Source organism: Maricaulis sp. ABE4_448 (assembly GCF_056160825.1).
This window is the reverse complement of the sequence record NZ_JBSWXX010000005.1, coordinates 1-20,875: the sequence shown is the minus strand read 5'-3', so window position 1 is coordinate 20,875 and position 20,875 is coordinate 1. Positions and strand designations below refer to the sequence as shown.

Here is a 20,875-nt window from a genome sequence, read left to right as displayed (position 1 = left end):
TATGGGGAATCTGGGATATGCGTAACTTCAGCCTGATTGCCATCGCGACAGCGGCCGCAACGTTCAACGTTGCGGCCGCTCAGCCGATTCAGCAGACCACGAATAATTGGCGTGACGCCTTCCGCCAGCTCGAGGACGAGGACTGGCCCTCGCCGAACCGCGAGCGGCGGGCGACGGGCGCACCCGGGCCGGACTACTGGCAACAAGACGTCGACTACGACATCGATATCCGTCTCGATGAAAACGAGAAACACCTCTACGGCTCCGAGACGGTCACCTACACAAACAATGCGCCGGACCCGCTGGACTTCCTGTGGTTCCAGCTGGACCAGAACCGTTTCCGCCCCGATTCCATCGCGGTGATGACCGAGACGGTCGGCGATGGCGGCCGCTCGTCGGGCCGTGCCGGCGGCTCCAATCCGGAAGGCATCTCCGCCTCGGCCGTGCGCCGGCGCCAGCAGATCGCCGATGACGGTTATGGCCACAACATCACCGCTGTGACCGATGCTGACGGCAATCCGGTCGATTTCACCATTGTCGACACGCTGATGCGGATCGATCTCGACGATACGCTGGAGACCGGCGAAAGCGTCGTGCTGAACATCGAGTGGGATTATCGCCTGATCGAGACCGGCGTGATCGGCGGCCGCGCCGGCTGGGAATGCTTCGAGGAAACCGAAGATACCGGCGGCGACTGTATCTACCAGATCGCGCAATGGTTCCCGCGTGCCGCGGCCTTCTCCGATTATGAGGGCTGGCACAACAAGGCCTTCCTGGGCCGCGGCGAATTCACCCTTGAATTCGGTGATTATGATGTGTCCATCACCGTGCCGCAGGACTTCATCGTCTCCGCGACCGGTGTGCTGCAGAACCCCGAAGATGTCCTCAACCAGGCCCAGCGTGATCGTCTGGAAGAAGCCCGGACCTCCGAAGAGCCGGTCTTTATCGTGACGCCGTCCGAAGCCCGTGCGAACGAGCGCCGGGGCACGCGGTCCGAAGCCACCTGGGAGTTCCGCGCCGAGAATGTCCGCGATTTCGCCTGGGCCGGTTCGCGCAAATTCATCTGGGATGCGGTGGGTGTCGAGCAGGACGGCGAGGGCGTGGCGCCCGAGCTCGTCATGGCGATGTCCTTCTACCCCAATGAGAGCGAGCCGCTGTGGTCGGCCTTCTCGACCCGCGCCGTCGAGCACACGATGGACGTCTACTCCTCCTTCTCCTTCCCCTATCCCTATCCGGTGGCGCAATCGATCGCCGGCCCGCAGGGTGGAATGGAGTATCCGATGATCACCTTCAACGGCGGCACCTATGGCCGTCCGGTGGTGGACGATGACGGCAATCTGACCTATTCGCGCACCGCCAAGCGCGGACTGATCGGCGTGATCATCCACGAGATCGGCCACATCTATTTCCCGATGGTGGTGAATTCCGACGAGCGGCAATGGACCTGGATGGATGAGGGGATCAACACCTTCCTGCAATTCCAGGCCGAGCGTCAGTGGGAAGAGGACTTCCCGTCGCGCCGCGGCGATCCGGACCTGATGACAGGCTACATGGTGTCGACCAACCAGATGCCGATCATGACCCAGTCGGACTCGATCATGCAGTTGGGCGGCAATGCCTATGGCAAGCCGGCCACGGCGCTGGTGGTGTTGCGCGAGACCGTTCTGGGCCGCGAACTGTTCGATGAAGCCTTCCGCACCTATGCCAATCGCTGGCGTTTCCGCCGGCCGACCCCGTATGATTTCTTCCGCACGATGGAAGAGGTCTCCGGTGTCGATCTCGACTGGTTCTGGCGCGGCTGGTTCTACTCGACCGACCATGTCGACATCTCGCTCGACCGGGTGATCGAGGGCACGTTCAACACGGAAAATCCGGAGATCGAGAATGCCCGTGAGCGCGCCGCCGCCGACGCCAATCCGGAAAGCCTGACCCAGGCCGCCAATCGTGAGGAAGGCATCGCCTATTACGACGCCCGCAATCCGGAGGTGGTCGACTTCTATACGCGCAATGACGCCCACACGGTGACCAATCGCGAACGCGAGGCCTATGACAGCTTCCGCGAGGAGCTGGAGGACTGGGAAGCGGCGATCGTCGACAGCGACGAGCGCATCTACTATCTCGACTTCACCAACCAGGGCGGTGTGGTGATGCCGATCATTCTCGAATTCACCTTCGCGGATGGCGGCACCGAGATCGTGCGGATCCCGGCCGAGGTCTGGCGCTATAATCCGGAGAATGTCACCTGGACCTATCTGACCGATCGTGAAGTCGTGTCGGTGGAGCTCGATCCGCTGCACGAGACTGCCGATGCGGACCGGTCCGACAATTTCTTCCCGCCGCGCATCGAGCCGAGCCGGCTGGAAGTCTACCGGTCATCCTCATCGAGCAGCAGCACGATGATGGACGATATGGATCAGCGCGTGACGCGCGACTCGATCCGTACGCGTCCGCAATAGGAAGGATCTGCGCGAATGCTGCGGCTTCGCACACTTCTGACAGGCCTGGCCGGTGTTCTGCTTGTTGCAGCGCCGGCCAGCGCCCACCGCGTCCACGCGGGTGTCACCGAGATTGCCGTCAATCCGCGCACCGGCGAGATGGAGATCGTGCACCGGCTGTTCGCCCACGACCTCCTGACCGCGCTCGATCGCGACGAACAGGATGCGGCGCAGTTCCTCGGGACCGAAGCCGGGCTGGAAACGGTCGGCGCCTATGCCGGTGAGCGGTTCCGGATGGCGGACGGTGAGGGCGACCTGTTCGAGCTGAACTATGTCGGCGCCGAGGTCGATGGCGAGTTTGCCTGGATTTATTTTGTCGCGCCGCAGCCGTCGGAAACCGAAAGCTTCATCGTCGATAATGATCTTCTTGCTGAGGCGTTCGACGATCAGGTGATGATGACCAATTTGCGCTTCCAATCCCATGTCCGCACGGCGATGCAGGGGCCGGGGAGTCGCGCGCCGGTACGCGTCCGCTTCGAGCGCTAGGCTTGTCCGGCGGAAGCGGCCATTTCCACCCGGTTTCGCCCGTTTGACTTGGCGCTGTAGAGCGCTGTGTCGGCGGCGCGGAACAGTTTTTCCACATCGGCCGCATCGCGGCAGACCGCACGGGCGCACCCGGCTGAAACCGTGACCGGAACGTGCAGTCCCTCGACCCGTGCGGGCGCGGCCTCTACGGCCGAGCGCAGGCGACCGGCCAGGGGCTCGAGCGCGGCGCTGTCGCGTTCATCGACGATGATTGCGAATTCCTCGCCGCCGATCCGGGCGAGTATATCGCGCCGCCGCGAGACCGAGCGGGCGATCGTGGCAATGTGCTGCAGAACCCGGTCGCCGACATCGTGGCCATGCGTGTCATTGACCTGTTTGAACCGGTCGATGTCGAACAGGATCATCGCGATCTGGCGGTCCGGCGCGGTTGCCGTTGCCAGGCGGCGCACGATTTCCCGGTCGAAGGCCCGGCGATTGGCCAGGCCGGTCAGCGGGTCGGTCAGCGCCATTTCGCTCAGCCGGGCCTGGGAATAGCCGGCGCTCAGCAGCAGATAGCCGAAGATTGTCGTCGTCTCGAAGGCGATCAGCGTCATCACGGCGATGGGCAGGAGCGGATTATCGCTGTCATAGACGTTTTCCACGCTGGCTCCGGCATTGGCCAGCTGGAGCACGAAAAGGGCCGTGGAGACCAGGATTGTGGCGACCATTGCGGCGCCGAGTACCACGGCGCCGGCCGGTCCGTCGCGCCGGGCGATGGTCCAAAGCCGGGAGAGGCTGAGCATGTTGGTCGCGATGAGGATGCCGGCGAGCGTCAGGACCCGGCCGACAACATTCGTGTCGACCAGGCAGAACCAGCCATAGCCCAGGGCCATGATGCCGGCGAGGCCTGCATAGACGTGCGGCCGGAAAGGACGTTCGGCAAAGGAGGCGGTTCCGAACAGCATCAGGACATGACCGGAACTGACCATCATGTTCATGAAGAAGAGAAAGACCGGATCGGTGTCCGGTCCGATATTGAAGGCGGTCGACAGGAAAAGGCCGACGGTCTGGACGCTCAGCCCGATGCACCAGTATTTCGCACCCTCGCTGGTGCGATGGATGCGCCAGTTCACGAAGTGCAGCAGGATCCCGATCGTCAGGATAAGCGCAAGGGCGCTGACAAGCGATCGGGTGTCAAGCATGTCCTTGTCTCCTCAGCGACGTTAACGGTCTGACTGCAGTCTTTGCAGCGCAGTGCGGTGCGAGCAAGGGGCAGTTGCTGTAATGTCAGGATTTTGTTGAGATTTTATGCATGCCTATGCGGAGTTTCGCTCAGCTCTGAAAAGGCTGGGGTGCCGCACCGGCCTGGCTCAATCACCGGCCTTCTGAGGCGCGTCGCTGCGCACGAGGACATTCTCGCCCGGAGCGGGTCGGAGGGGGGTGAGCTTGCCGTCTCCCGGTGTCCTGGCGGGGACATCGCTGCCGGAGCGCTCATTGAGCCAATCGCGCCAGTCAGTCCACCAGGAGCCAGGATGCTCCTTGGCGCCCCTGACCCAGGTCTCGATTTTCGCGGGCAGCTTGTTGTTCGTCCAGTATTGGTATTTTTTCGCCGCGGGATGATTGATCACGCCGGCAATATGTCCCGATCCTGCCAGCATGAAGCGGACCGGCCCGCCAAAGCGTTTGGCGCCGCGATAGACGGACGGGTAGGGCGCGATGTGGTCCTCGCGCGAGGCCTGCATGTAGACGGGCGTCTTGACTGAACCCAGGTCCAGCCGGTGGCCGTCTAGTTCGAGCTCGCCGCGCGACAGGCGGTTATTGCGGTAGAGATTGTCGAGATACCAAAGGTGCAGCGCCTTGGGCATGCGGGTCTGGTCGGAATTCCAGAACAGGAGATCGAAAGCCTGGGGCTGGCGTCCGAGCAGATAGTTATTGACCACGAAGGACCAGATCAGATCATTCGAGCGCAAGAGGTTGAAAGTATCGGCCATGGAGCGCCCGTCCAGCACGCCGCCCTGGGCGTCGATGATACGCTCGATCTCCTTGAGCCAGTATTCATCGATGAAGAGCAGCAGATCGCCGGCCTGCTCGAAATCCGTCTGGGCGGCGAAAAAGGTCGCCGACGCGATCCGGTCCGCCTGGCCTTCGGCCTCAAGCCAGGCCAAGGCGCTGGCGAGCAGGGTGCCGCCGACGCAATAGCCCACGGCATTCACCGATGTTTCGCCCGTGGCCGCCTCGATGGCGTGAAGCGCTGCGAAAAGGCCTTCATGCATGTAGTCGGAGAAGGTCTTGTCCTTGAGTTCCGGGCCCGGATTGACCCAGGAAATCAGGAAGACCGTGAAGCCCTGCTCGGTGAGCCAGCGGATCATCGAGTTCTTTTCCCGCAGATCCATGATGTAGTACTTGTTGATCCAGGGCGGCGCGATCAGCAGCGGCCGCTGTTTCACCGTCTCGGTGGCCGGGGCGTACTGGATCAACTCCATCACATCGTTCTGGAAGATCACCTGACCGGGCGCCGTGGCGAGATCCTTGCCGACCTGGAAGCCGGCGGTATCGGTCTGGCGCAAGGCGAGCCGCCCGTGACCGGCTTCCAGATCATTCATCAGGTTCTGCAGACCGCGCGTCAGGTTCTCGCCGCGCGAGACCATCGTCTCGCGGATTACGTCCGGATTGGTCAGGGCGAAATTGGTCGGTGACAGGGCGTCGGTCATCTGCTGGGTCAGGAATTCCACCTTGCGCCGGGTGCGCTCGTCGATACCGTCGACATTACGAACCAGACCCATCAGGAAATGCTGGTTGAGCAGGTAGGATTGCTTGATGGCGTTGAATACCGGATTGGTGGACCAGTCCTCGCTCTTCCAGCGTTTGTCGCCTTTCTCCGGCTCGATGACCGGCGCGCTGACGGCATCATCCTCGCCGGCCACGAAATGCCTGGTCGTGTTGGACCACAGATCGAGATAGCCCTTCATCAGCTCGGCCTGAGCCTGCATCATCAGCTCGGGCTGATGCACGATGTGATTCCACACTTCACCGAATTCCGGGGCAGCGTTGAACGGGTCGGCCTTGGGCAGGACGGATTCGCCTTCCAGTGCCTTCTGGATGACCTCGGACATCAGTTTCTGCGACTTCAGCGAGGCCTGCATGAGATTGCGCGACACCTCGTCGAGCGCCTCCCATTCCGCTGCGGTCATGCCGGCCCAGGGATTGGAGTCGCGGTCTTGCGCGTCGTTTTCCGTCTTGCCCGGCATTGATTGTCCTTGTCTTCGGCAGGTGACTCTGACACCGATCAGCGTATAGAAAGCGCGTCGCGCGTCCAGCGCGAGGAGTTGTCATGCATCGCTTTGTCACGACTGCCGGTCTTGCCGCCCTCTTGGGAGGCTGTGCAGCGGTCGATATGCCGAATATGGAAGCCACGCATCCCGACTGGGTCGAGGAGCGCCTGGAAGCAGGTGTGGAAGATCGTGCCGCACCGCATACCGTGCCCGAACGCTCGCTTCCGCGAGGCGAAGGCGATGCAATGGACGCCCAGACCCGCCGGCTGCTGGAGCGCCGCGATGCCCTGAATGCCGAGGCGGAAGACCGCGAAGGGCAGGGCACACCGTCCAGCGCATCCGATTTCGTCAATGAGGGGCAGGCGCGCACGACGCCGCCGCAATCCCCGCAGCGTTAGATCAAGACCGACCCGGTCCGTGCCGGGCGATGACCGGAGACTTTGTAAATGAGCGATACTCGTGCCCTGACCAATCTGGCACTGCAGGCCGTGCGTGCCGCCGAGGCCGCGGCCGTTGCGGCCTCTGACTGGATTGGCCGCGGCGAGAAAGAATCCGCTGATCAGGCCGCCGTTGACGCTCTGCGCAATGGTCTCAATGCCATGCCGATGAAAGGCCGGATCGTGATCGGCGAGGGCGAGCGCGACGAAGCGCCCATGCTCTATATCGGCGAAGAGGTCGGGACCGGCGAGGGGCCGGAGATCGATATCGCCCTCGACCCGCTCGAAGGCACCTCGCTGACGGCCAAGGGCCAAGCCAATGCGCTGGCCGTGGTCTCCTTTGCGCTGCGCGGCGGGCTGCTGCATGCGCCGGATACCTATATGGACAAGATTGCCGTCGGTCCGGGCCTGCCCTCCGGCGTCATCGATCTTGATGCCAGCGCGGCGGAGAATGTAAAAAATCTGGCCAAGGCCAAGGGTGTCGCCCCGTCCGACATCACGGTCTGCGTCCTGGAACGCGAGCGTCACCAGCACATCATCGATGGCGTGAAATCGGTCGGCGGCCGTGTCCGCCTGATCCCGGACGGCGATGTGGCCGGCGCCATGGGCGCGGCGGGCCTCGGCGTTGGGGTCGACATGTATATCGGTCAGGGCGGGGCACCCGAAGGCGTGCTGGCGGCCTCGGCCCTGCGGTGCATTGGCGGCCAGATGCAGGCCCGCCTGTTCTTCCGCAATGATGATGAGCGCGCCCGGGCAGCGCGGGTCGGCGTAACCGATCTCGACCGCAAGTATGATGTCGCCGAGCTGGCGGCGAGCCACTGCCTCTTCGTGGCCACCGGGGTCACAGACGGCGATCTGGTCGACGGTGTCCGCAAGTCCGCCGGTCAGGTTCACACGCATACGCTCCTGCTCGACTCGGCTGACCACTCGGTACGCCGCATCCGGTCGGCCCGGCCGCAGGGCTAGCACGGACAGAGGATGGTCACGGACGCCACGACACGGCACACCGGCGCACTTTTGGGCGTTGAGAACTCGCTGAGCGGACGCAAATGGCGTCTGCGCGAGGCCGACGAGACGGCTGTGACCACCATTGCCCGCCAGCACGGCCTGACCGACGCCCTGGCCCGGGTCATCGCTGCGCGCGGCGTGCCGCCGGAAGCGGCCGGACAGTATCTGTCGCCGCGTCTGCGTGACGTGTTTCCCGACCCCTCGGCACTCGCCGACATGGACAAGGCCGCGGGGCTGATCTGGGATGCCGTCGAGGCGGGCCGGCGCATCGCGGTCTTTGCCGACTATGATGTCGACGGTGCGACGTCTGCCGCCCAGCTGGTGCGCTGGCTGCGCCATGTGGGCCAGGGTGCCGAGATCTACATTCCCGACCGGATCGAGGAAGGCTACGGACCGTCTGCCAAGGCCTTCGAAACCCTGCGCGAGCGCGGCGCCGAACTCGTCGTGACGCTGGACTGCGGTGCCGCGGCGCATGAGGCCCTGCGGCACGGCGCCGGGATCGGGCTCGATATCGTCGTGATCGACCATCACCTCATGGATGACGATTTCCCGCCGGCCGCGGCGCTGGTCAATCCCAATCGTCCCGACGACACCTCCGGGTGCGGCCATCTGGCGGCGGCCGGGGTCACCTTTGTCCTGCTGGCGGCGCTCAATCGCGAGGGACGCCGGCGTGGCGCCTTTGGAGAGGCTGGCGAGCCGGACATCATGCAGTGGATGGATCTGGCCGCCCTCGGCACGATCTGCGACGTCGTGGCGCTGGAAGGGCTCAACCGCGCACTGGTGGCCCAGGGGCTGCGTGTGATGAGCCAGTGGCAGCAGCCGGGTATCAAGGCCCTGGCCGATGCGGCCGGTATCGACGGCGAGGCCAGCGTCTATCACGCCGGCTTCCTGATCGGTCCGCGAATCAATGCTGGCGGCCGGGTCGGCCGTTCCGATCTGGGCGCCCATCTGCTGACCACCGACGAGCCTGAGGAGGCCGCGCGTATCGCTGCCGAGCTGGACGCGCTCAATGCCGAACGCCGCACGATCGAGACGGCGGTGCAGGAGGAAGCCCTGGCCCAGCTGGAGCGACAGGGCGCAGACAGGGCCGTGCTGGTGGCGTCGGGCGAGGGCTGGCATCCCGGCGTGATCGGCGTTGTGGCCGGCCGCCTGAAGGACAGGTTTTCCAAACCTGTCATTGTCATCGGCATTGATCGCCGGGGCGAAGTCGCGATCGGCAAGGGATCGGGGCGCTCCGTGCCGGGCGTCAATCTCGGCGGCGCCATCGCCGCGGCGCGCCATGAGGGGTTGCTGCTGGCCGGGGGCGGCCATGCCATGGCCGGCGGTCTGACGGTGGAGGCCGACAGAATCAATGCGCTGGTCGCCTATTTGGACGAACGGCTCGCGCCGGAACTGGCCGCTGCGGGCGATGCCATGGCGCTCAAGGCCGATGGCGTGCTCGCCGCGTCGGGCGTGACCGTCGAGCTTGCCGAAATGCTCGAGCGCGCAGGTCCCTTCGGTCAGGGCAATCCCGAACCGCGCTTCGCACTGTCCCGGGTGCGGGTGAGTTTCGCCAAGCGGGTCGGGGCCGACCATGTGCGCTTTTCGCTGCAGGATCTCAGCGGTGCGAGCGTGCAGGGGATCAGTTTCCGCACCGCCGACACCCCGCTGGGTGAGGCGCTGCTGAGTGCAGGCGAGGGGCTGTGGCATGCGGTCGGCCGGGTGAAGTGTGATGCCTGGCAGGGCCGCAAGCGCGTGCAGCTGCAACTGGACGACCTGGCAACTGCGCAAGACTGACGTTTTTGCGAAATTCCCGCTTGCAAGCGGTCTCAGGCTTTTCTATACGACGGCCCTCATCGCCGCGGGCCCTTCGTCTATCGGTTAGGACGCCAGGTTTTCAACCTGGAAAGAGGGGTTCGATTCCCCTAGGGCCTGCCACGCGATCTCCTTCTTCTCATGTGCAGACGTGGTAGGATCGCTGGGTATGCCGGCGAGGGTGGGGCAGGTTAGTCCCCTTGATCACGGATGCGATGTCGGGAGCGTGAGGCAATGGCCCATCTTTCCACCAAGACCTATGGCAATGAGCGCGGCCTGTCCTGTTGCTCGCGGCAATGGGCGGCGGACAGCGATTGTAGTCTCCTGCACGGTTATTCCTTCGGTTTCCGCTTCGTGTTTGCCGCCGAACAGCTCGACAAGCGTGGCTGGGTGCTCGATTTCGGCAAGGGCGGTTTCGGCAAGATCCGCGACTGGCTGCACGAGATGTTCGATCACTCGCTTCTCGTCGCTGAGGACGATCCGGAACGCCCGGCGCTCGAAGCGCTGGGCGAGCGCGGCATTGCCCGCGTCCGGGTGGTGCCCGGCACGAGCTGCGAGCGCATGGCCGAGATGACCTTTCACAGGGCTGACGAGATCGTCCGGGAGGCGACGGGCGGACGCTGCTGGGTGGAATCCGTCGAGTGCTCCGAGCACGGCTCGAACAGCGCCATCTATCGCTCGACCCGTGCCGTCGCCCGTCTCGCTGACAGCGACCGCCTGCACGAAGAACTCGGCTGATACGTCGGGAAAATTTCGAGTTTTCCACGATTTTGTGTCGGCGCACGGCGGCGATGAGGCGGGAATTACACGCCTTGTGAATTCCCGAACCGGATTCACGCTGGAAAATTCGCCTGTCAGGCGAATTTTCTTTCTTACGACAAAGTTACAGAAAGCGCATCAGGTTGTGATTGAAAATCAATTCATCCACAACATATTGCGTTAATTATCCTGAGAATAGCTCGCAGCGACTAGATGTCGAAGTCGCAAAACGCAACCAGTTGGCCGATTCGTCTTCTCTTCAGTCATGAATTTGTGTACAAATCTTCACTCGAGGGTTGTTTAAGCGAGCGATATCATGGTTCTGGCTCACGAAGTTTTTGAAGACACCGAAGTGCTTCAACTGGAGGGCCGCGTTAAGTGGTACGATCCCGCGCGCGGGTACGGGTTCATTGACGCGGCTGACGGCGAGGGCGACATCCTGCTCCACGCCAGCTGTCTGCGCCGTTTCGGGCAGGGTCCGGCCCTGCCAAACGCCAAAGTGGTCTGCAAGGCAGTCAATGGCGACAAGGGGCGCCAGGCCATCGAACTGGTCGAGATGAGTGGCGGCGACACGCAGGCCGAGGTGCGGCCGCGGCGTTTCCACCCTTATGCCGTATCCAGCGCGCCTTTCTGTCAAGCCGTGGTGAAATGGTTCGATCCGCTGCGGGGCTATGGCTTCGTCAATTGCGCGGAAGTGGAGGGCGATGTCTTCCTGCATGCCGCCACCCTGCGCCGCGCCGGCCTGGACGATGTGGCGCCGGGCGACACACTGGACGTGCGCTGCATCGAGGGTCCCAAGGGCGCTCTGGCCGCGGAAATCCGGCCTGCCCAGGGCGCTTGAGCCGGGCAGGTCTGCTCCGGCTGTTGATGACGGGCTCGCGGCGTCTGTCCGGCGTTGCGCAACGCGCAGACGCCCGCTAGCTTCCGGCACATGCGCAGCTTGATCCTTTCCCTTCTGGTCGGCGTCTCCGCGCCGGCCTGGGCGCAGGACGCCGAACCGGCGGCCGCAACGCCCGACGCCACCGTTTCCGACCCAACCGCGGAAGCGTCCGCCATTGCGTTTGGCGGGCCCGAACCGGTCGTCATCGACAGCGCCGACGGCCGTCATGTCTTCGCGGCCGAGCTGGCGACCACACCGGAACAGCTGGAACGCGGCCTGATGTGGCGCGAGACGCTGGATCCCGATGCCGGCATGCTCTTCCACTATTCTCCGCCCCGCCGCACGGCGATGTGGATGGAAAACACGCTGATCGATCTCGATCTGGTCTTCATTGCTCCGGACGGCGAGATCGTGAAGATTGTCGGCCACGCCCAGGCCGGCTCGCGCCGCAGCCTGGCATCGGATGCCGTGGTGTCCGGTGTGCTGGAACTGGCCGCCGGCCGCACGTTCGAACTGGGTATCCGCCCGGGCGACACCGTCCGCCATGCCTTTTTCGCCAATGAGGACGAGGGTGCGGACGACGTGGCGCCGGCCCCGGAAGAAGCCGCTGAAGAAGCGGCTGAAGATATGGATGCCGGGACCGATGACGCGCCGGATGCGGATACGCCTGCACAGGATACGCCCGAAGACGCGCAGTAGGCTTGCCTAAAGGCGAGGGCGCTTACATAAGGGCAATATTCGGGGTGTGGCGCAGCCTGGTAGCGCATCTGGTTTGGGACCAGAGGGTCGCAGGTTCGAATCCTGCCGCCCCGACCAATGACCGGTTTTCGCCGGTCCATGCGGTTGAAATGGGAGACGCGCATGTTCGCGAGGATCTATCGTCCGGCCCGCAATGCGATGCAGTCGGGCCGCGGCAAGACGAAGAAGTGGGTGCTCGAATTTTCGCCGGAGATGGCGAAAAAGCCGGACCCGCTGATGGGCTGGACGTCCAGCTCGGACATGCGCAGCCAGATCCGCCTGAAGTTCGATAGCCAGGAAGACGCCGTGGCCTATGCCAAGCGCCAGGGCATCCCTTTCCAGGTCGTCGAGCCGCACGAACCCAAGCGGTACGAGAAGTCCTATGCGGACAATTTCTCTGCCGATCGCAAACAGCCCTGGTCGCACTAGACCCGAGCCTGTCTGGCCTCCGTAGCTCAACCGGATAGAGCGCCCGCCTTCTAAGCGGATGGTTGCAGGTTCGAGTCCTGCCGGGGGCGCCATTTTTTCCTTGTTCCCGCTCCGCTCGACCCCGGCCTGATACCAACTTCGGTGCCGGGTCGATGCTCACATGGAACGCGCTCAGGGCTGCAGGGTTCGAGCTTGTTCCCGCTCCGCGTCCCTTTGGCTAACCGGTACGTTTCGCCTAGGTGAGGATGCGGCCCAGTACGTCCTCGATCGTCCGCACGATCTCGCCGCGTCTATGCGGGTCGGTGGCGTCCGGGAGTGGCGGTGCGAAGCGGCGTGAATCATTGTCGAAATACCTGCCGGAGGCTTCGGCGAACGCATCCGATAGTGATGCACGCACCAGAATGTCCGCGCCGATCTGAAGGTCGCTGCCCTCAATTCCGAACGTCTCCTTGACCATCTTGCTGGCGAGCAGCGAGCCTGGATTGACGGCGATGATGGCGGGGCCGTCAGAGCCCAGTTTCTCGGCGAGCTGGAAAGACCAGGCGGTCAGGGCGAGCTTGCTCTGGGCATAGGCTTGTCCTTCGCCCAGCTGTGGCGGTCCGGCCAGCGCTGTCAGGTCGACCGGGGCCTGGGCGGCCGAGGAAAGGTTCACCACGCGGCTCTGGTCATCCAGCAACGGCAGAAGTCTGCGTGTCAGCCGGTAGGGCGCGATCGTGTTGACCGCGAAGCGCACATCCAGCCCGTCCGGGCTCTCCGTTTCTCGCGTACGGTAGATGCCGGCATTATTGACCAGCACGTCCAGCCGCGCGTGCTTGGCAGAAATCGCGGCCGCGAGGTCATCGACCTCGGCCAGGCGGGAGAGGTCGGCGCGATAGGTCTCGACATCGCCGCCGAGCTCTGTGGCCACCCGTTCCAGCTTGTCCGGATTGCGGCCATGCAGCAATACGCGATGGCCCGCCGCGATCAGCGCGCGGGCGGTTTCCAGTCCGATCCCGTCGGTGGCGCCTGTAATCAGTATGGTCTTGGGCATGGTTTATCCTTTCGGGCCTTTGGGGGCGAGGAAATCGGGACCGAGTTCATGGGCAAGATGCTCCAGGCTCGTCACCATGTCTGCCTGGTTGAAACGCAGATTGAGAGCGACATGGTTCACGCCGATCCGGCGCAGGGTTTCCAGATGGCTGCGCAAATACCGGGTGCCGGAGCGGAAGCCGAGATGAATGGGTTCGGGCGCGGCGCCAGGATCCGGCGAGAGGTCGAAATAGAGAGGCTGCATGACCGATTTGTCGCTTTGTCCTGCAGTCGCCACATCGGCACGCCAGTCCGCGATGGCGCGCGCCTGAAGGACCGGTTCCCGGGGATAGGTCATCCAGCCATCGCCGTTACGGGCGCGCCAGTCCGCCGACTGGCGGCTGCTGCCTGTGATCATTAGCGGCAGGCGTGGTCCTGCGGGTTTGGGCAACATGTCCATATCGTGCGCCAACCGGCCATAGGGGTTGGAGACCGCAGGCCAGTGGTCGGCCATTTGGCGGATATACTCGAACGCGCTGCGGAAACGGTCACCGCGCTCCTCGTAGGACAGGTTCATCGCCGGGTATTCCTCGGGCCGGTCTCCCGACGCAATGCCGAGGATCAGACGCCCGTCTGACAGGATGTCGGCGCTCGCTGCGGCCTTGGCGACATGGGCGGGGTGGCGCAGCGGCAATACGATACTGGCGGCGCCGAGCGCGATGTTCTCGGTCCGGCCTGCCAGGAAGCCAAGATAGGTGAACGGGTCGAAGAGCTGGCCGGCATCGCCAAAATTCGGCACGTTGAATGGTACATCGCGGAGCCAGAGCGCGGCAAAGCCGAGCTGATCGGCCAAGCGCGCCCGCTCCGCATGGTGCTGCATGTCCGGAACGGGCGTAGAGGCATGGTTTTCAAGCGGCAGGACCAGGCCGACGCTCAGCCGGCCCGGCTGAAAGACGTTATTGTAGCCCCGGTTTATGGCGGGGAAGTCGGCGGCGATCTGGGTCTGGCTCTGCATGGCGGGATCCAATCCGGGGGCGGGCCTCTTCAACGGGCCGACCCAAGATATTCACCCTTCCAAAGAAGAAAAGCACCCGAAATACCGGTTCATAATTCGGAAAACCCATGCAATCGAAGGCGTGCCGCTCAATCCCGGCAGCGATCCCTCCCGCCGCCATTGGCGGAAAAAGTCACCGAGAAGGCGATGCCGATGATCAGCGGGACCCAGATCGGCAATTCGCCGACACCGGGGGCGTCGAGCGCGGCCGCGATGTGATCGTCGACCAACCACCACAGAAGAAAAAGCCACATCTCTACGTTCCTTTCAGGCTGGGTCAGGAAATGGCGGCAAAACCCCGTTCCAGATCGGCGATGAGGTCTTCCGGCGCTTCCAGGCCGATCGCGAAACGGATCAGGGCGCCGTCATGGCGGTGCGCGGTCTTGGTGCGCTTGAGCTGGGGGTCGCAATGGATTGCCAGGCTCTCATAGCCGCCCCAGGAAAAGCCCATACCGAACACGTCGAGCGCATCGAGAAAGCGCTCGCTTTTCGGGATGTCCCAGCCGGGAAACTCCACCGAAAACAGGCCGCAGCCGCCGGTAAAGTCGCGCTGGAACAGGGCGTTGTCGGGGTGGTCGGCATGGGCCGGGTGCAGGATGCGGCCCGTTTCCGGACGGGACTTCAGCCAGTCGGCGATCGTCATGGCGCTGGCGAAGCTGCGCTCCATGCGCACGGCCATGGAGCGGAAACCGCGCAGGGCGAGATAGACATCGTCGGGCGCGGTGTGGAAGCCGAAGCTGCGCTCGGTCGCCTGCAGGCGTGCGAACAGCGCCTCGTCGCGCGCCACTACGGCGCCCAGCAGAAGATCGGAATGCCCGCCGACATATTTGGTCAGCGCCTGGGCGGCATAATCGACGCCCAGCTGCAGCGGCTTCAGGGTCAGCCCCGCGCTCCAGGTATCGTCGATAATGGTGATGACGCCTTTCTCACGCGCCACTTTGGCGATGGCGGGAATGTCCTGCATTTCCATCGTCAGGGAGCCGGGCGATTCCAGCAGGATGGCCTGGGTTTCGTCCGTGACGAGATCGGCGATCTCCGCGCCCATGCGCGGCGCGAAGAATTCCGTCTTCACACCGAATTTTGGCATGGTGGTCAAAAGGAAGTTGCGCACCGGTCCATAGATGCAATCGGCCGCCAGAACGGTTCCACCCGCCTCGACCGAGGCGAGGATGGACAGCGTGTTGGCCATCAGCCCGGAGGAGGTCAGGGCACAGCCGGCACCACCCTGCAGCTCGGTCAGCGCGCCGCGCAGGGCCTGGTGGGTCTCCAGACCGACCCGGCCGTAATGCACGCGCCCCGGCGGGAAGTCGTAGAGCTCGGCCGCGGACGGGGCGAGCATGGTCGAGCCGCGGGCGACGGACGGATTGACCTGTCCGCGTTCATCATGCGGCCGTCCAAGCCGGGTGAGCCGGGTTTCGTCCTTCATCAAATTCCTCAATCCGTTGTTCAGTCCCGGCCGGTGATGACGGGTGTGTCGTCGCGGCTGCCCCATTCGATCCAGGAGCCGTCATAGACGGCGGCCGTGCGGCCCAGTCTTTCAAGTCCGAGCGCAAGGATGCAGGCCGTCACCCCCGATCCGCAAGTCGTGATGACGGTTGTATCGTCGCGCAGACCGGCCTGGGTGAAATTTTCCGGCTGGCCGGTGTAAAGGCCGTCCTCATCGACCAGCGTGCCATAGGGAAGGTTCAGCGCGCCGGGCATGTGGCCGCTGCGCAGATTGATGCGCGTTTCGGGGACCCGCCCGGTGAAGCGTCCGCCGGAACGGGCGTCGAGGATCTGCGTGCCCGGCGTGCCCAGGGCAGCCGCAACAGTGTCCCGGTCGGCAACCCGTTCGGGCTGGAAGCGCGCGACGAAGTCACCGGCCGGCCACAGATGGGCTGCGGTATCGGCGACAGGACCGCCCATTTCGATCCAGTGCGGCAGGCCGCCGGAGAGCACGCGGACATCGGCATGGCCCATCGCGCGGAACATCCACCAGACCCGCGCCGAGGAAAAGATGCCGATCCGGTCATAAACGATCAGCGCGTTGTCCCGCCCGATACCCAGTTCGCGCGCATGGCGTTCGAACTCTTGCGGTTCTGGCAGCATGTGGGGCAGATGCGAGTCGGCGGCGACCAGGTCAATGTCGAAGGGCCGGGCACCGAGAATATAGCCGGAGGACCGGAATTCCGGTCCGCCGGAAAACGTCCAGCTGGCGTCGAGAAAAATCGTGCCGGGGTCACCGAGCCGGCGTTTGGCCTCGTCAGCAAAGATCAGCGGGTCGGTCATGCCTCCAGCCAGGCCGGCACCGGCAGGCCTTTCTCGCGCAGGAAGTCCGGATTGTAGAGCTTGGACTGGTAGCGAGAGCCGTGATCGCACAACACGGTCACGATGGTGTGGCCGGGCCCCATATCGCGCGCCATGCGGATGGCGCCGGCGATATTCACCCCCGACGATCCGCCCAGGCAGAGGCCTTCCTGCGTGATCAGATCGAAGATCAGGGGCAGGGCTTCCTCATCGGGGATGCGATAGGCCCGGTCGACCTTGGTGTCGACCAGATTGGCGGTGACACGGCTCTGGCCGATGCCTTCGGTGATCGACGTGCCTTCGGCCTTCAACTCGCCATGGGCGAAATAGCCGTAGAGCGCCGCGCCGCCGGGATCGGCGATGCCGATCTGCACATCGGGATTCTTCGCCTTGAGGCCCGCCGACAGGCCGCCCAGCGTGCCGCCCGAACCGACCGCGCAGATGAAGCCGTTCACCTTGCCGTCCGTCTGCTCCCAGATTTCCTGTGCCGTGGTGGCCGCATGGAAGTCGCGATTGGCGGTGTTGTCGAACTGGTTAGCCCAGATCGCGCCATTGGGTTCGCTCCTGGCCAGTTCCTCAGCCAGCGTGCCGGAATAACGGGCATAGTGATTGGGGTTGGAATAGGGGACGGCATCGACCTCGATCAGCTCGGCGCCGAGAAGCCGGATCGCGTCCTTCTTTTCCTTCGACTGGGTGCGCGGGAAGACAATCACCACCCGGTAGCCCAGCGCCGCACCCACCATGGCCAGGCCGATCCCGGTATTGCCGGCCGTGCCCTCGACGATCGCGCCGCCGGGCTTCAGCGCGCCGGACGCTTCCGCGGCGCGGATAATGCCCAGGGCGGCCCGGTCCTTGATCGACCCGCCAGGATTGAGAAATTCCGCCTTGCCCAGAATCTCGCAGCCGGTGGCCTCCGAGGCTGCGTTGAGCCGGATCAGCGGCGTGTTTCCGATCAGGTCGATGACGGACTTGGCGGGGGTCACGGGCGTTCTCCAGTTTGCGGACGGTCCGGGCGATATAGGCACGGTCTTGTCGGGTCTCCAGCCACAAAACGCAAATCCGGGGATCCGGATCGCACCTTCGCGCGTAGACAGGGTATGAAAACCTTCTTCCTGACCCTCCTGTCCGCCGCCTTCACCTCGTCCGCGCCCGTTCCCGCCGAACCGCCGGCCGATATCGTATTTGATGTGCTACGCAATGGTCAGGCCTTTGGCCGCCATGAAGTGCGTTTCGATGAGGGGCAGGATGGCGCGCTTCTGGTCGATATCGATATCGAACTTCGGGCGGGCCTCGGCCCTATCACCGTATTTCGCTATGAACATGCCGCCGAGGAAGTCTGGCGCAACGGCCAGCTGGTCTCGCTGGAAGCCGAGACACTGAAGGATGGCGATCGGGTGACCGTCGATGTCGGGCAAGGCGACACCGGTCTGACGGACCTGGTCCCGTCGAGCCACTGGCTGGGTTATGATACTGCCGTGCGGCGCATCCTGAATACCGAAACCGGTGCACCCATGCCTGTGGAGATCGAGGATCTGGGCCTGGAAACGATCGAGACGTCGTCCGGCACGATCGAGGCACGCCACATCCGCATGACCGGCACGCTGACGGTCGATCTCTGGTATGACGCCGAAGGACGCTGGGTCGGTTGTGCCTTTGAGGCGCGCGGCCAGACGATCCGCTACGTCCTGCAGGACATTTAGCCGTCGGCTTCGGCGACTTCCGATTTCATGTGTTCGAAGGCGGCGAGGGCGGCCTCGCGGCCGGCTTTCAGTTCGACCACGGGGCGTGGATAGGTGCGCCCCAGCTCGACGCCCTGTGATGCGAGCTCACCGGCTGATGCCTCCCAGGGCGTATGGATGTCGCGCTTGGCAAGCGCAACGAGTTCGGGAACCCAGCGGCGGACATAGTGGCCCTCCGGGTCGAACTTCTCGCCCTGGGTCGCCGGATTGAAGATGCGGAAATAGGGCGAAGCATCCGCGCCCGAGCCCGCGACCCATTGCCAGCTTGCGGCATTCACCACCGGGTCGGCATCGACCAGCGTGTCCTCGAACCAGGCCATGCCATCACGCCAGTGACAGCCGATATGCTTGATCAGATAGGAGGCGGTGATCATGCGCGGACGATTATGCATCCAGCCCGTCTTCCAGAGTTCGCGCATGGCGGCATCGACCATGGGGATGCCGGTCCGGCCACGCTGCCAGGCGTCAAGGCCTTCGGGATTGTCGCGCCAGGGGAAGTGATCGAAACGCGGGTCGAAATTCTTTTGCCGCAGATCGCCGAAATGATGGACGAGATAATAGGCGAAATCGCGCCACCCGATTTCCGCGAGATATTTCTCGGCCGCGCCGAAGGACTGGCCGCGTTCGGCCTGCAGCTGGACGCGGTGCCAGACCGCCCGGGGGGAAATCTCGCCCCAGCCCAGATGCGGCGACAGGCGCGAGGTGCCGAACAGGTCTGGCCGGTCGCGATCGGTCTTGTAGCCGGGCAGCGCATCGCCGAGGAAGGTTTCGAGCTGTTTGCGCGCGGCCGTTTCGCCGGGCGTCCAGCGATCATGGAAACCGGATGCCCAGTCGGGCTTGACCGGCAGCAGGTCCCAGTCCGCCAGCGTGTCGCTGGCGATTGCGCCGGCGGGGCTCAGCCGGTCCGGTGCGGGCAGGGGCGCGCGGGGCGAGAAGTCCTTCTGTGCAGCTCGCCAGAAAGCGCTGAACACCTTGTAGGGTTTGCCAGAGCCGTTCAGCACGCTTGCCGGGTCGATCAGGGTCGTGGCGCGGAAGGCGCGCGGCCGGACATCCTCCGCCCGCAATGCTTCGGCGATATCGCGGTCGCGGGCGTCGATCCAGGGCCAGTCGACCCGGTTCCAGAAGACCTCGCGCACACCGGTCTCGCGAACAATCTGCGGAATGAGATCCGCGGCCGCGCCCTGGCGCAGGTTGAGCCTTCCGCCCAGGCGTTCGATATCGGCGGCGAGGGCCGTCAGCGAATGATGCAGCCACCAGTCGGCCGCGGCGCCCGGCGACAGGCGCAGGCCCTTATCCTCTTCGCGGATATAGACAAACAGGAGCGGCCGGCCGCTCTGGACCGCCGCATGCAGTGCCGGATTATCGGCCAGGCGCAGATCGCGCCGGAACCAGACGAGTGCAGGTGCGGTGGCGGTTGCAGTTGCCATGAGTGTCCTGTGGATCGATAAGGGCCTTGTCTGAATACGCCGCCGACCCGATATCGGATCAGACGAGCGACACCAGCGCTGGCTGCAGGCCGGCAGCAGAACGAGGCCCGAAGGAGGCCGTGAATGAGCCAGGTCAATTCCGTGATTTCCGTTTCCCGTCCCGGTCGTGATCCGATCGAGATCGGCAATGACCGCAAGCTCACCTTCATTGCCGGCCCCTGCCAGCTGGAAAGCCGTGAGCACGGGCTGGAGGTCTCGCAGCAATTGCGCGAGATCGCCGACCGCCTCGACGTCGGCCTGATCTACAAGACCTCCTATGACAAGGCGAACCGCACCTCGCTCTCGAGCGCGCGCGGTATGGGGTTGGAAGCCTCGCTGCCGGTGTTTGCCGAGATCCGGGAGAAGACCGGCTTGCCGGTGCTGACCGATGTGCACACGGCCGAGCAGGCGAAACTCGCCGCCCAGGCCGTCGATGTGATCCAGATCCCGGCCTTCCTGTGCCGCCAGACCGACCTGCTGATCGCGGCGGCCGAAACCGGCAAGCCGGTGAATGTGAAGAAGGGCCAGTTCCTGGCACCCTGGGACATGAAGAATGTCATCGCCAAAGTGGCCGATGCCGGCAATCCGAACGTCATGACCTGCGAGCGCGGCGCCAGCTTCGGCTATAACACGCTCGTCTCCGACATGCGGTCACTGCCGATCATGGCCAGCTTCGGCGCGCCGGTCGTGTTCGACGCGACCCATTCCGTGCAACAGCCGGGCGGGCAGGGCACGACGACGGGCGGTCAGCGCGAATTCGTGCCGACCCTGGCCCGTGCGGCTGTGGCCGTAGGCGTCGCCGCCGTCTTCATGGAAACCCATCCGGATCCCGACAATGCTCCCTCAGACGGCCCCAACATGGTGCCGCTGAGCGAATTCGAAGCCCTGGCCGCGCGCCTGCTCGAGTTCGACGCGCTGGCTAAAAATCTCTAGAGCATTTTCAGCGAAAGTGGGTACCGGTTTCGCGGTTCGAAAATGCGACCACCAAGGACCGGCATTTTCAGCGAAAGTGGGTACCGGTTTCGCGGTTCGAAAATGCGAAAAC

General features: G+C 64.2%; 20 protein-coding genes and 3 tRNA genes. 14 read left to right on the top strand and 9 right to left on the bottom strand.

Features of this window, described 5'->3' with window-relative positions; genetic code table 11:
- Positions 1 to 17 precede the first annotated feature (17 nt).
- A complete protein-coding gene (locus ACXAJV_RS13865; RefSeq protein WP_475086026.1) occupies positions 18 to 2,456 on the top strand; it encodes a M1 family metallopeptidase in 2,439 nt (812 codons plus the stop codon).
- A gap of 15 nt (positions 2,457 to 2,471) precedes the next feature.
- On the top strand, positions 2,472 to 2,981 hold the full coding sequence (locus ACXAJV_RS13860) for a DUF6702 family protein (RefSeq protein WP_475086025.1): 510 nt from the start codon (positions 2,472 to 2,474) through the stop codon (positions 2,979 to 2,981).
- Here the strand turns inward: ACXAJV_RS13860 and ACXAJV_RS13855 are convergent.
- Positions 2,978 to 4,162, bottom strand: coding sequence for a GGDEF domain-containing protein (locus ACXAJV_RS13855; protein ID WP_475086024.1), 1,185 nt, complete (start codon positions 4,160 to 4,162; stop codon positions 2,978 to 2,980). The two genes, ACXAJV_RS13860 and ACXAJV_RS13855, sit on opposite strands and share 4 nt — an antisense overlap.
- Positions 4,163 to 4,330: 168 nt before the next feature.
- Complete coding sequence (gene phaC / locus ACXAJV_RS13850) at positions 4,331 to 6,208, bottom strand: class I poly(R)-hydroxyalkanoic acid synthase (protein ID WP_475086023.1); 1,878 nt, start codon at positions 6,206 to 6,208, stop codon at positions 4,331 to 4,333.
- 83 nt (positions 6,209 to 6,291) lie between these two features.
- Between phaC and ACXAJV_RS13845 the strand changes: the two genes are divergently transcribed.
- From ACXAJV_RS13845 to ACXAJV_RS13800, 10 genes are all read left to right on the top strand, one after another.
- Positions 6,292 to 6,630, top strand: coding sequence for a hypothetical protein (locus ACXAJV_RS13845; protein ID WP_475086022.1), 339 nt, complete (start codon positions 6,292 to 6,294; stop codon positions 6,628 to 6,630).
- A 48-nt stretch (positions 6,631 to 6,678) separates the two neighbouring features.
- Positions 6,679 to 7,635: a class II fructose-bisphosphatase gene (gene glpX / locus ACXAJV_RS13840; RefSeq protein WP_475086021.1), complete on the top strand. Its 957-nt coding sequence runs from the start codon at positions 6,679 to 6,681 to the stop codon at positions 7,633 to 7,635.
- A 12-nt stretch (positions 7,636 to 7,647) separates the two neighbouring features.
- Positions 7,648 to 9,453: a single-stranded-DNA-specific exonuclease RecJ gene (gene recJ / locus ACXAJV_RS13835; protein WP_475086020.1), complete on the top strand. Its 1,806-nt coding sequence runs from the start codon at positions 7,648 to 7,650 to the stop codon at positions 9,451 to 9,453.
- 66 nt (positions 9,454 to 9,519) lie between these two features.
- Positions 9,520 to 9,594, top strand: a tRNA-Glu gene (locus ACXAJV_RS13830).
- 111 nt (positions 9,595 to 9,705) lie between these two features.
- Complete coding sequence (locus ACXAJV_RS13825; RefSeq protein WP_475086019.1) at positions 9,706 to 10,209, top strand: 6-pyruvoyl trahydropterin synthase family protein; 504 nt, start codon at positions 9,706 to 9,708, stop codon at positions 10,207 to 10,209.
- 337 nt (positions 10,210 to 10,546) lie between these two features.
- Complete coding sequence (locus ACXAJV_RS13820; protein WP_475086018.1) at positions 10,547 to 11,071, top strand: cold-shock protein; 525 nt, start codon at positions 10,547 to 10,549, stop codon at positions 11,069 to 11,071.
- 99 nt (positions 11,072 to 11,170) lie between these two features.
- Positions 11,171 to 11,809: a DUF192 domain-containing protein gene (locus tag ACXAJV_RS13815; RefSeq protein WP_475086017.1), complete on the top strand. Its 639-nt coding sequence runs from the start codon at positions 11,171 to 11,173 to the stop codon at positions 11,807 to 11,809.
- Positions 11,810 to 11,849: 40 nt separating this feature from the next.
- A tRNA-Pro gene (locus ACXAJV_RS13810) sits at positions 11,850 to 11,926 on the top strand.
- Between the two features lie 45 nt (positions 11,927 to 11,971).
- Entirely contained in the window at positions 11,972 to 12,277 is a 306-nt protein-coding gene (locus ACXAJV_RS13805; RefSeq protein WP_271186568.1) for an ETC complex I subunit, read from the top strand.
- Between the two features lie 15 nt (positions 12,278 to 12,292).
- Positions 12,293 to 12,369: transfer RNA gene (locus tag ACXAJV_RS13800), tRNA-Arg, on the top strand.
- Between the two features lie 143 nt (positions 12,370 to 12,512).
- On the opposite strand, the gene ACXAJV_RS13795 is transcribed toward ACXAJV_RS13800, so the two are convergent.
- The 6 genes from ACXAJV_RS13795 to ACXAJV_RS13770 all read right to left on the bottom strand — a co-directional run bounded on the left by ACXAJV_RS13795 (position 12,513) and on the right by ACXAJV_RS13770 (position 17,608).
- Complete coding sequence (locus ACXAJV_RS13795; RefSeq protein WP_475086016.1) at positions 12,513 to 13,307, bottom strand: SDR family NAD(P)-dependent oxidoreductase; 795 nt, start codon at positions 13,305 to 13,307, stop codon at positions 12,513 to 12,515.
- Positions 13,308 to 13,310: 3 nt separating this feature from the next.
- Positions 13,311 to 14,300 (bottom strand): LLM class oxidoreductase, encoded by a 990-nt coding sequence (locus ACXAJV_RS13790; RefSeq protein WP_475086015.1) that lies wholly within the window; start codon positions 14,298 to 14,300, stop codon positions 13,311 to 13,313.
- 128 nt (positions 14,301 to 14,428) lie between these two features.
- Positions 14,429 to 14,593, bottom strand: a complete 165-nt coding sequence (locus ACXAJV_RS13785; protein WP_475086014.1) for a hypothetical protein — start codon at positions 14,591 to 14,593, stop codon at positions 14,429 to 14,431.
- 23 nt (positions 14,594 to 14,616) lie between these two features.
- Entirely contained in the window at positions 14,617 to 15,765 is a 1,149-nt protein-coding gene (gene metC, locus ACXAJV_RS13780; RefSeq protein WP_475086013.1) for a cystathionine beta-lyase, read from the bottom strand.
- 20 nt (positions 15,766 to 15,785) lie between these two features.
- Positions 15,786 to 16,607 (bottom strand): sulfurtransferase, encoded by an 822-nt coding sequence (locus ACXAJV_RS13775; protein ID WP_475086012.1) that lies wholly within the window; start codon positions 16,605 to 16,607, stop codon positions 15,786 to 15,788.
- The gene (locus ACXAJV_RS13770; RefSeq protein ID WP_475086011.1) at positions 16,604 to 17,608 is read right to left on the bottom strand and encodes a cysteine synthase A; all 1,005 of its coding nucleotides are present in this window, start codon (positions 17,606 to 17,608) and stop codon (positions 16,604 to 16,606) included. Before ACXAJV_RS13770 ends, ACXAJV_RS13775 begins: the two co-directional genes overlap by 4 nt.
- Before the next feature lie 114 nt (positions 17,609 to 17,722).
- Between ACXAJV_RS13770 and ACXAJV_RS13765 the strand changes: the two genes are divergently transcribed.
- Positions 17,723 to 18,325: a DUF6134 family protein gene (locus ACXAJV_RS13765; protein ID WP_475086010.1), complete on the top strand. Its 603-nt coding sequence runs from the start codon at positions 17,723 to 17,725 to the stop codon at positions 18,323 to 18,325.
- Here the strand turns inward: ACXAJV_RS13765 and ACXAJV_RS13760 are convergent.
- Positions 18,322 to 19,791 (bottom strand): cryptochrome/photolyase family protein, encoded by a 1,470-nt coding sequence (locus ACXAJV_RS13760; protein WP_475086009.1) that lies wholly within the window; start codon positions 19,789 to 19,791, stop codon positions 18,322 to 18,324. The two genes, ACXAJV_RS13765 and ACXAJV_RS13760, sit on opposite strands and share 4 nt — an antisense overlap.
- A 123-nt stretch (positions 19,792 to 19,914) precedes the next feature.
- Between ACXAJV_RS13760 and kdsA the strand changes: the two genes are divergently transcribed.
- Positions 19,915 to 20,763: a 3-deoxy-8-phosphooctulonate synthase gene (gene kdsA / locus ACXAJV_RS13755; RefSeq protein WP_475086008.1), complete on the top strand. Its 849-nt coding sequence runs from the start codon at positions 19,915 to 19,917 to the stop codon at positions 20,761 to 20,763.
- The last annotated feature ends 112 nt before the right edge of the window (positions 20,764 to 20,875 follow it).

Coding starts and splice junctions, on each gene's coding strand:
- ACXAJV_RS13865 (WP_475086026.1), top strand. CDS start 18: ATGCGTAACTTCAGCCTGATTGCCATCGCGACAGCGGCCGCAACGTTC.
- ACXAJV_RS13860 (WP_475086025.1), top strand. CDS start 2,472: ATGCTGCGGCTTCGCACACTTCTGACAGGCCTGGCCGGTGTTCTGCTT.
- ACXAJV_RS13855 (WP_475086024.1), bottom strand. CDS start 4,162: ATGCTTGACACCCGATCGCTTGTCAGCGCCCTTGCGCTTATCCTGACG.
- phaC (WP_475086023.1), bottom strand. CDS start 6,208: ATGCCGGGCAAGACGGAAAACGACGCGCAAGACCGCGACTCCAATCCC.
- ACXAJV_RS13845 (WP_475086022.1), top strand. CDS start 6,292: ATGCATCGCTTTGTCACGACTGCCGGTCTTGCCGCCCTCTTGGGAGGC.
- glpX (WP_475086021.1), top strand. CDS start 6,679: ATGAGCGATACTCGTGCCCTGACCAATCTGGCACTGCAGGCCGTGCGT.
- recJ (WP_475086020.1), top strand. CDS start 7,648: ATGGTCACGGACGCCACGACACGGCACACCGGCGCACTTTTGGGCGTT.
- ACXAJV_RS13825 (WP_475086019.1), top strand. CDS start 9,706: ATGGCCCATCTTTCCACCAAGACCTATGGCAATGAGCGCGGCCTGTCC.
- ACXAJV_RS13820 (WP_475086018.1), top strand. CDS start 10,547: ATGGTTCTGGCTCACGAAGTTTTTGAAGACACCGAAGTGCTTCAACTG.
- ACXAJV_RS13805 (WP_271186568.1), top strand. CDS start 11,972: ATGTTCGCGAGGATCTATCGTCCGGCCCGCAATGCGATGCAGTCGGGC.
- ACXAJV_RS13795 (WP_475086016.1), bottom strand. CDS start 13,307: ATGCCCAAGACCATACTGATTACAGGCGCCACCGACGGGATCGGACTG.
- ACXAJV_RS13790 (WP_475086015.1), bottom strand. CDS start 14,300: ATGCAGAGCCAGACCCAGATCGCCGCCGACTTCCCCGCCATAAACCGG.
- ACXAJV_RS13785 (WP_475086014.1), bottom strand. CDS start 14,593: ATGTGGCTTTTTCTTCTGTGGTGGTTGGTCGACGATCACATCGCGGCC.
- metC (WP_475086013.1), bottom strand. CDS start 15,765: ATGAAGGACGAAACCCGGCTCACCCGGCTTGGACGGCCGCATGATGAA.
- ACXAJV_RS13775 (WP_475086012.1), bottom strand. CDS start 16,607: ATGACCGACCCGCTGATCTTTGCTGACGAGGCCAAACGCCGGCTCGGT.
- ACXAJV_RS13765 (WP_475086010.1), top strand. CDS start 17,723: ATGAAAACCTTCTTCCTGACCCTCCTGTCCGCCGCCTTCACCTCGTCC.
- ACXAJV_RS13760 (WP_475086009.1), bottom strand. CDS start 19,791: ATGGCAACTGCAACCGCCACCGCACCTGCACTCGTCTGGTTCCGGCGC.
- kdsA (WP_475086008.1), top strand. CDS start 19,915: ATGAGCCAGGTCAATTCCGTGATTTCCGTTTCCCGTCCCGGTCGTGAT.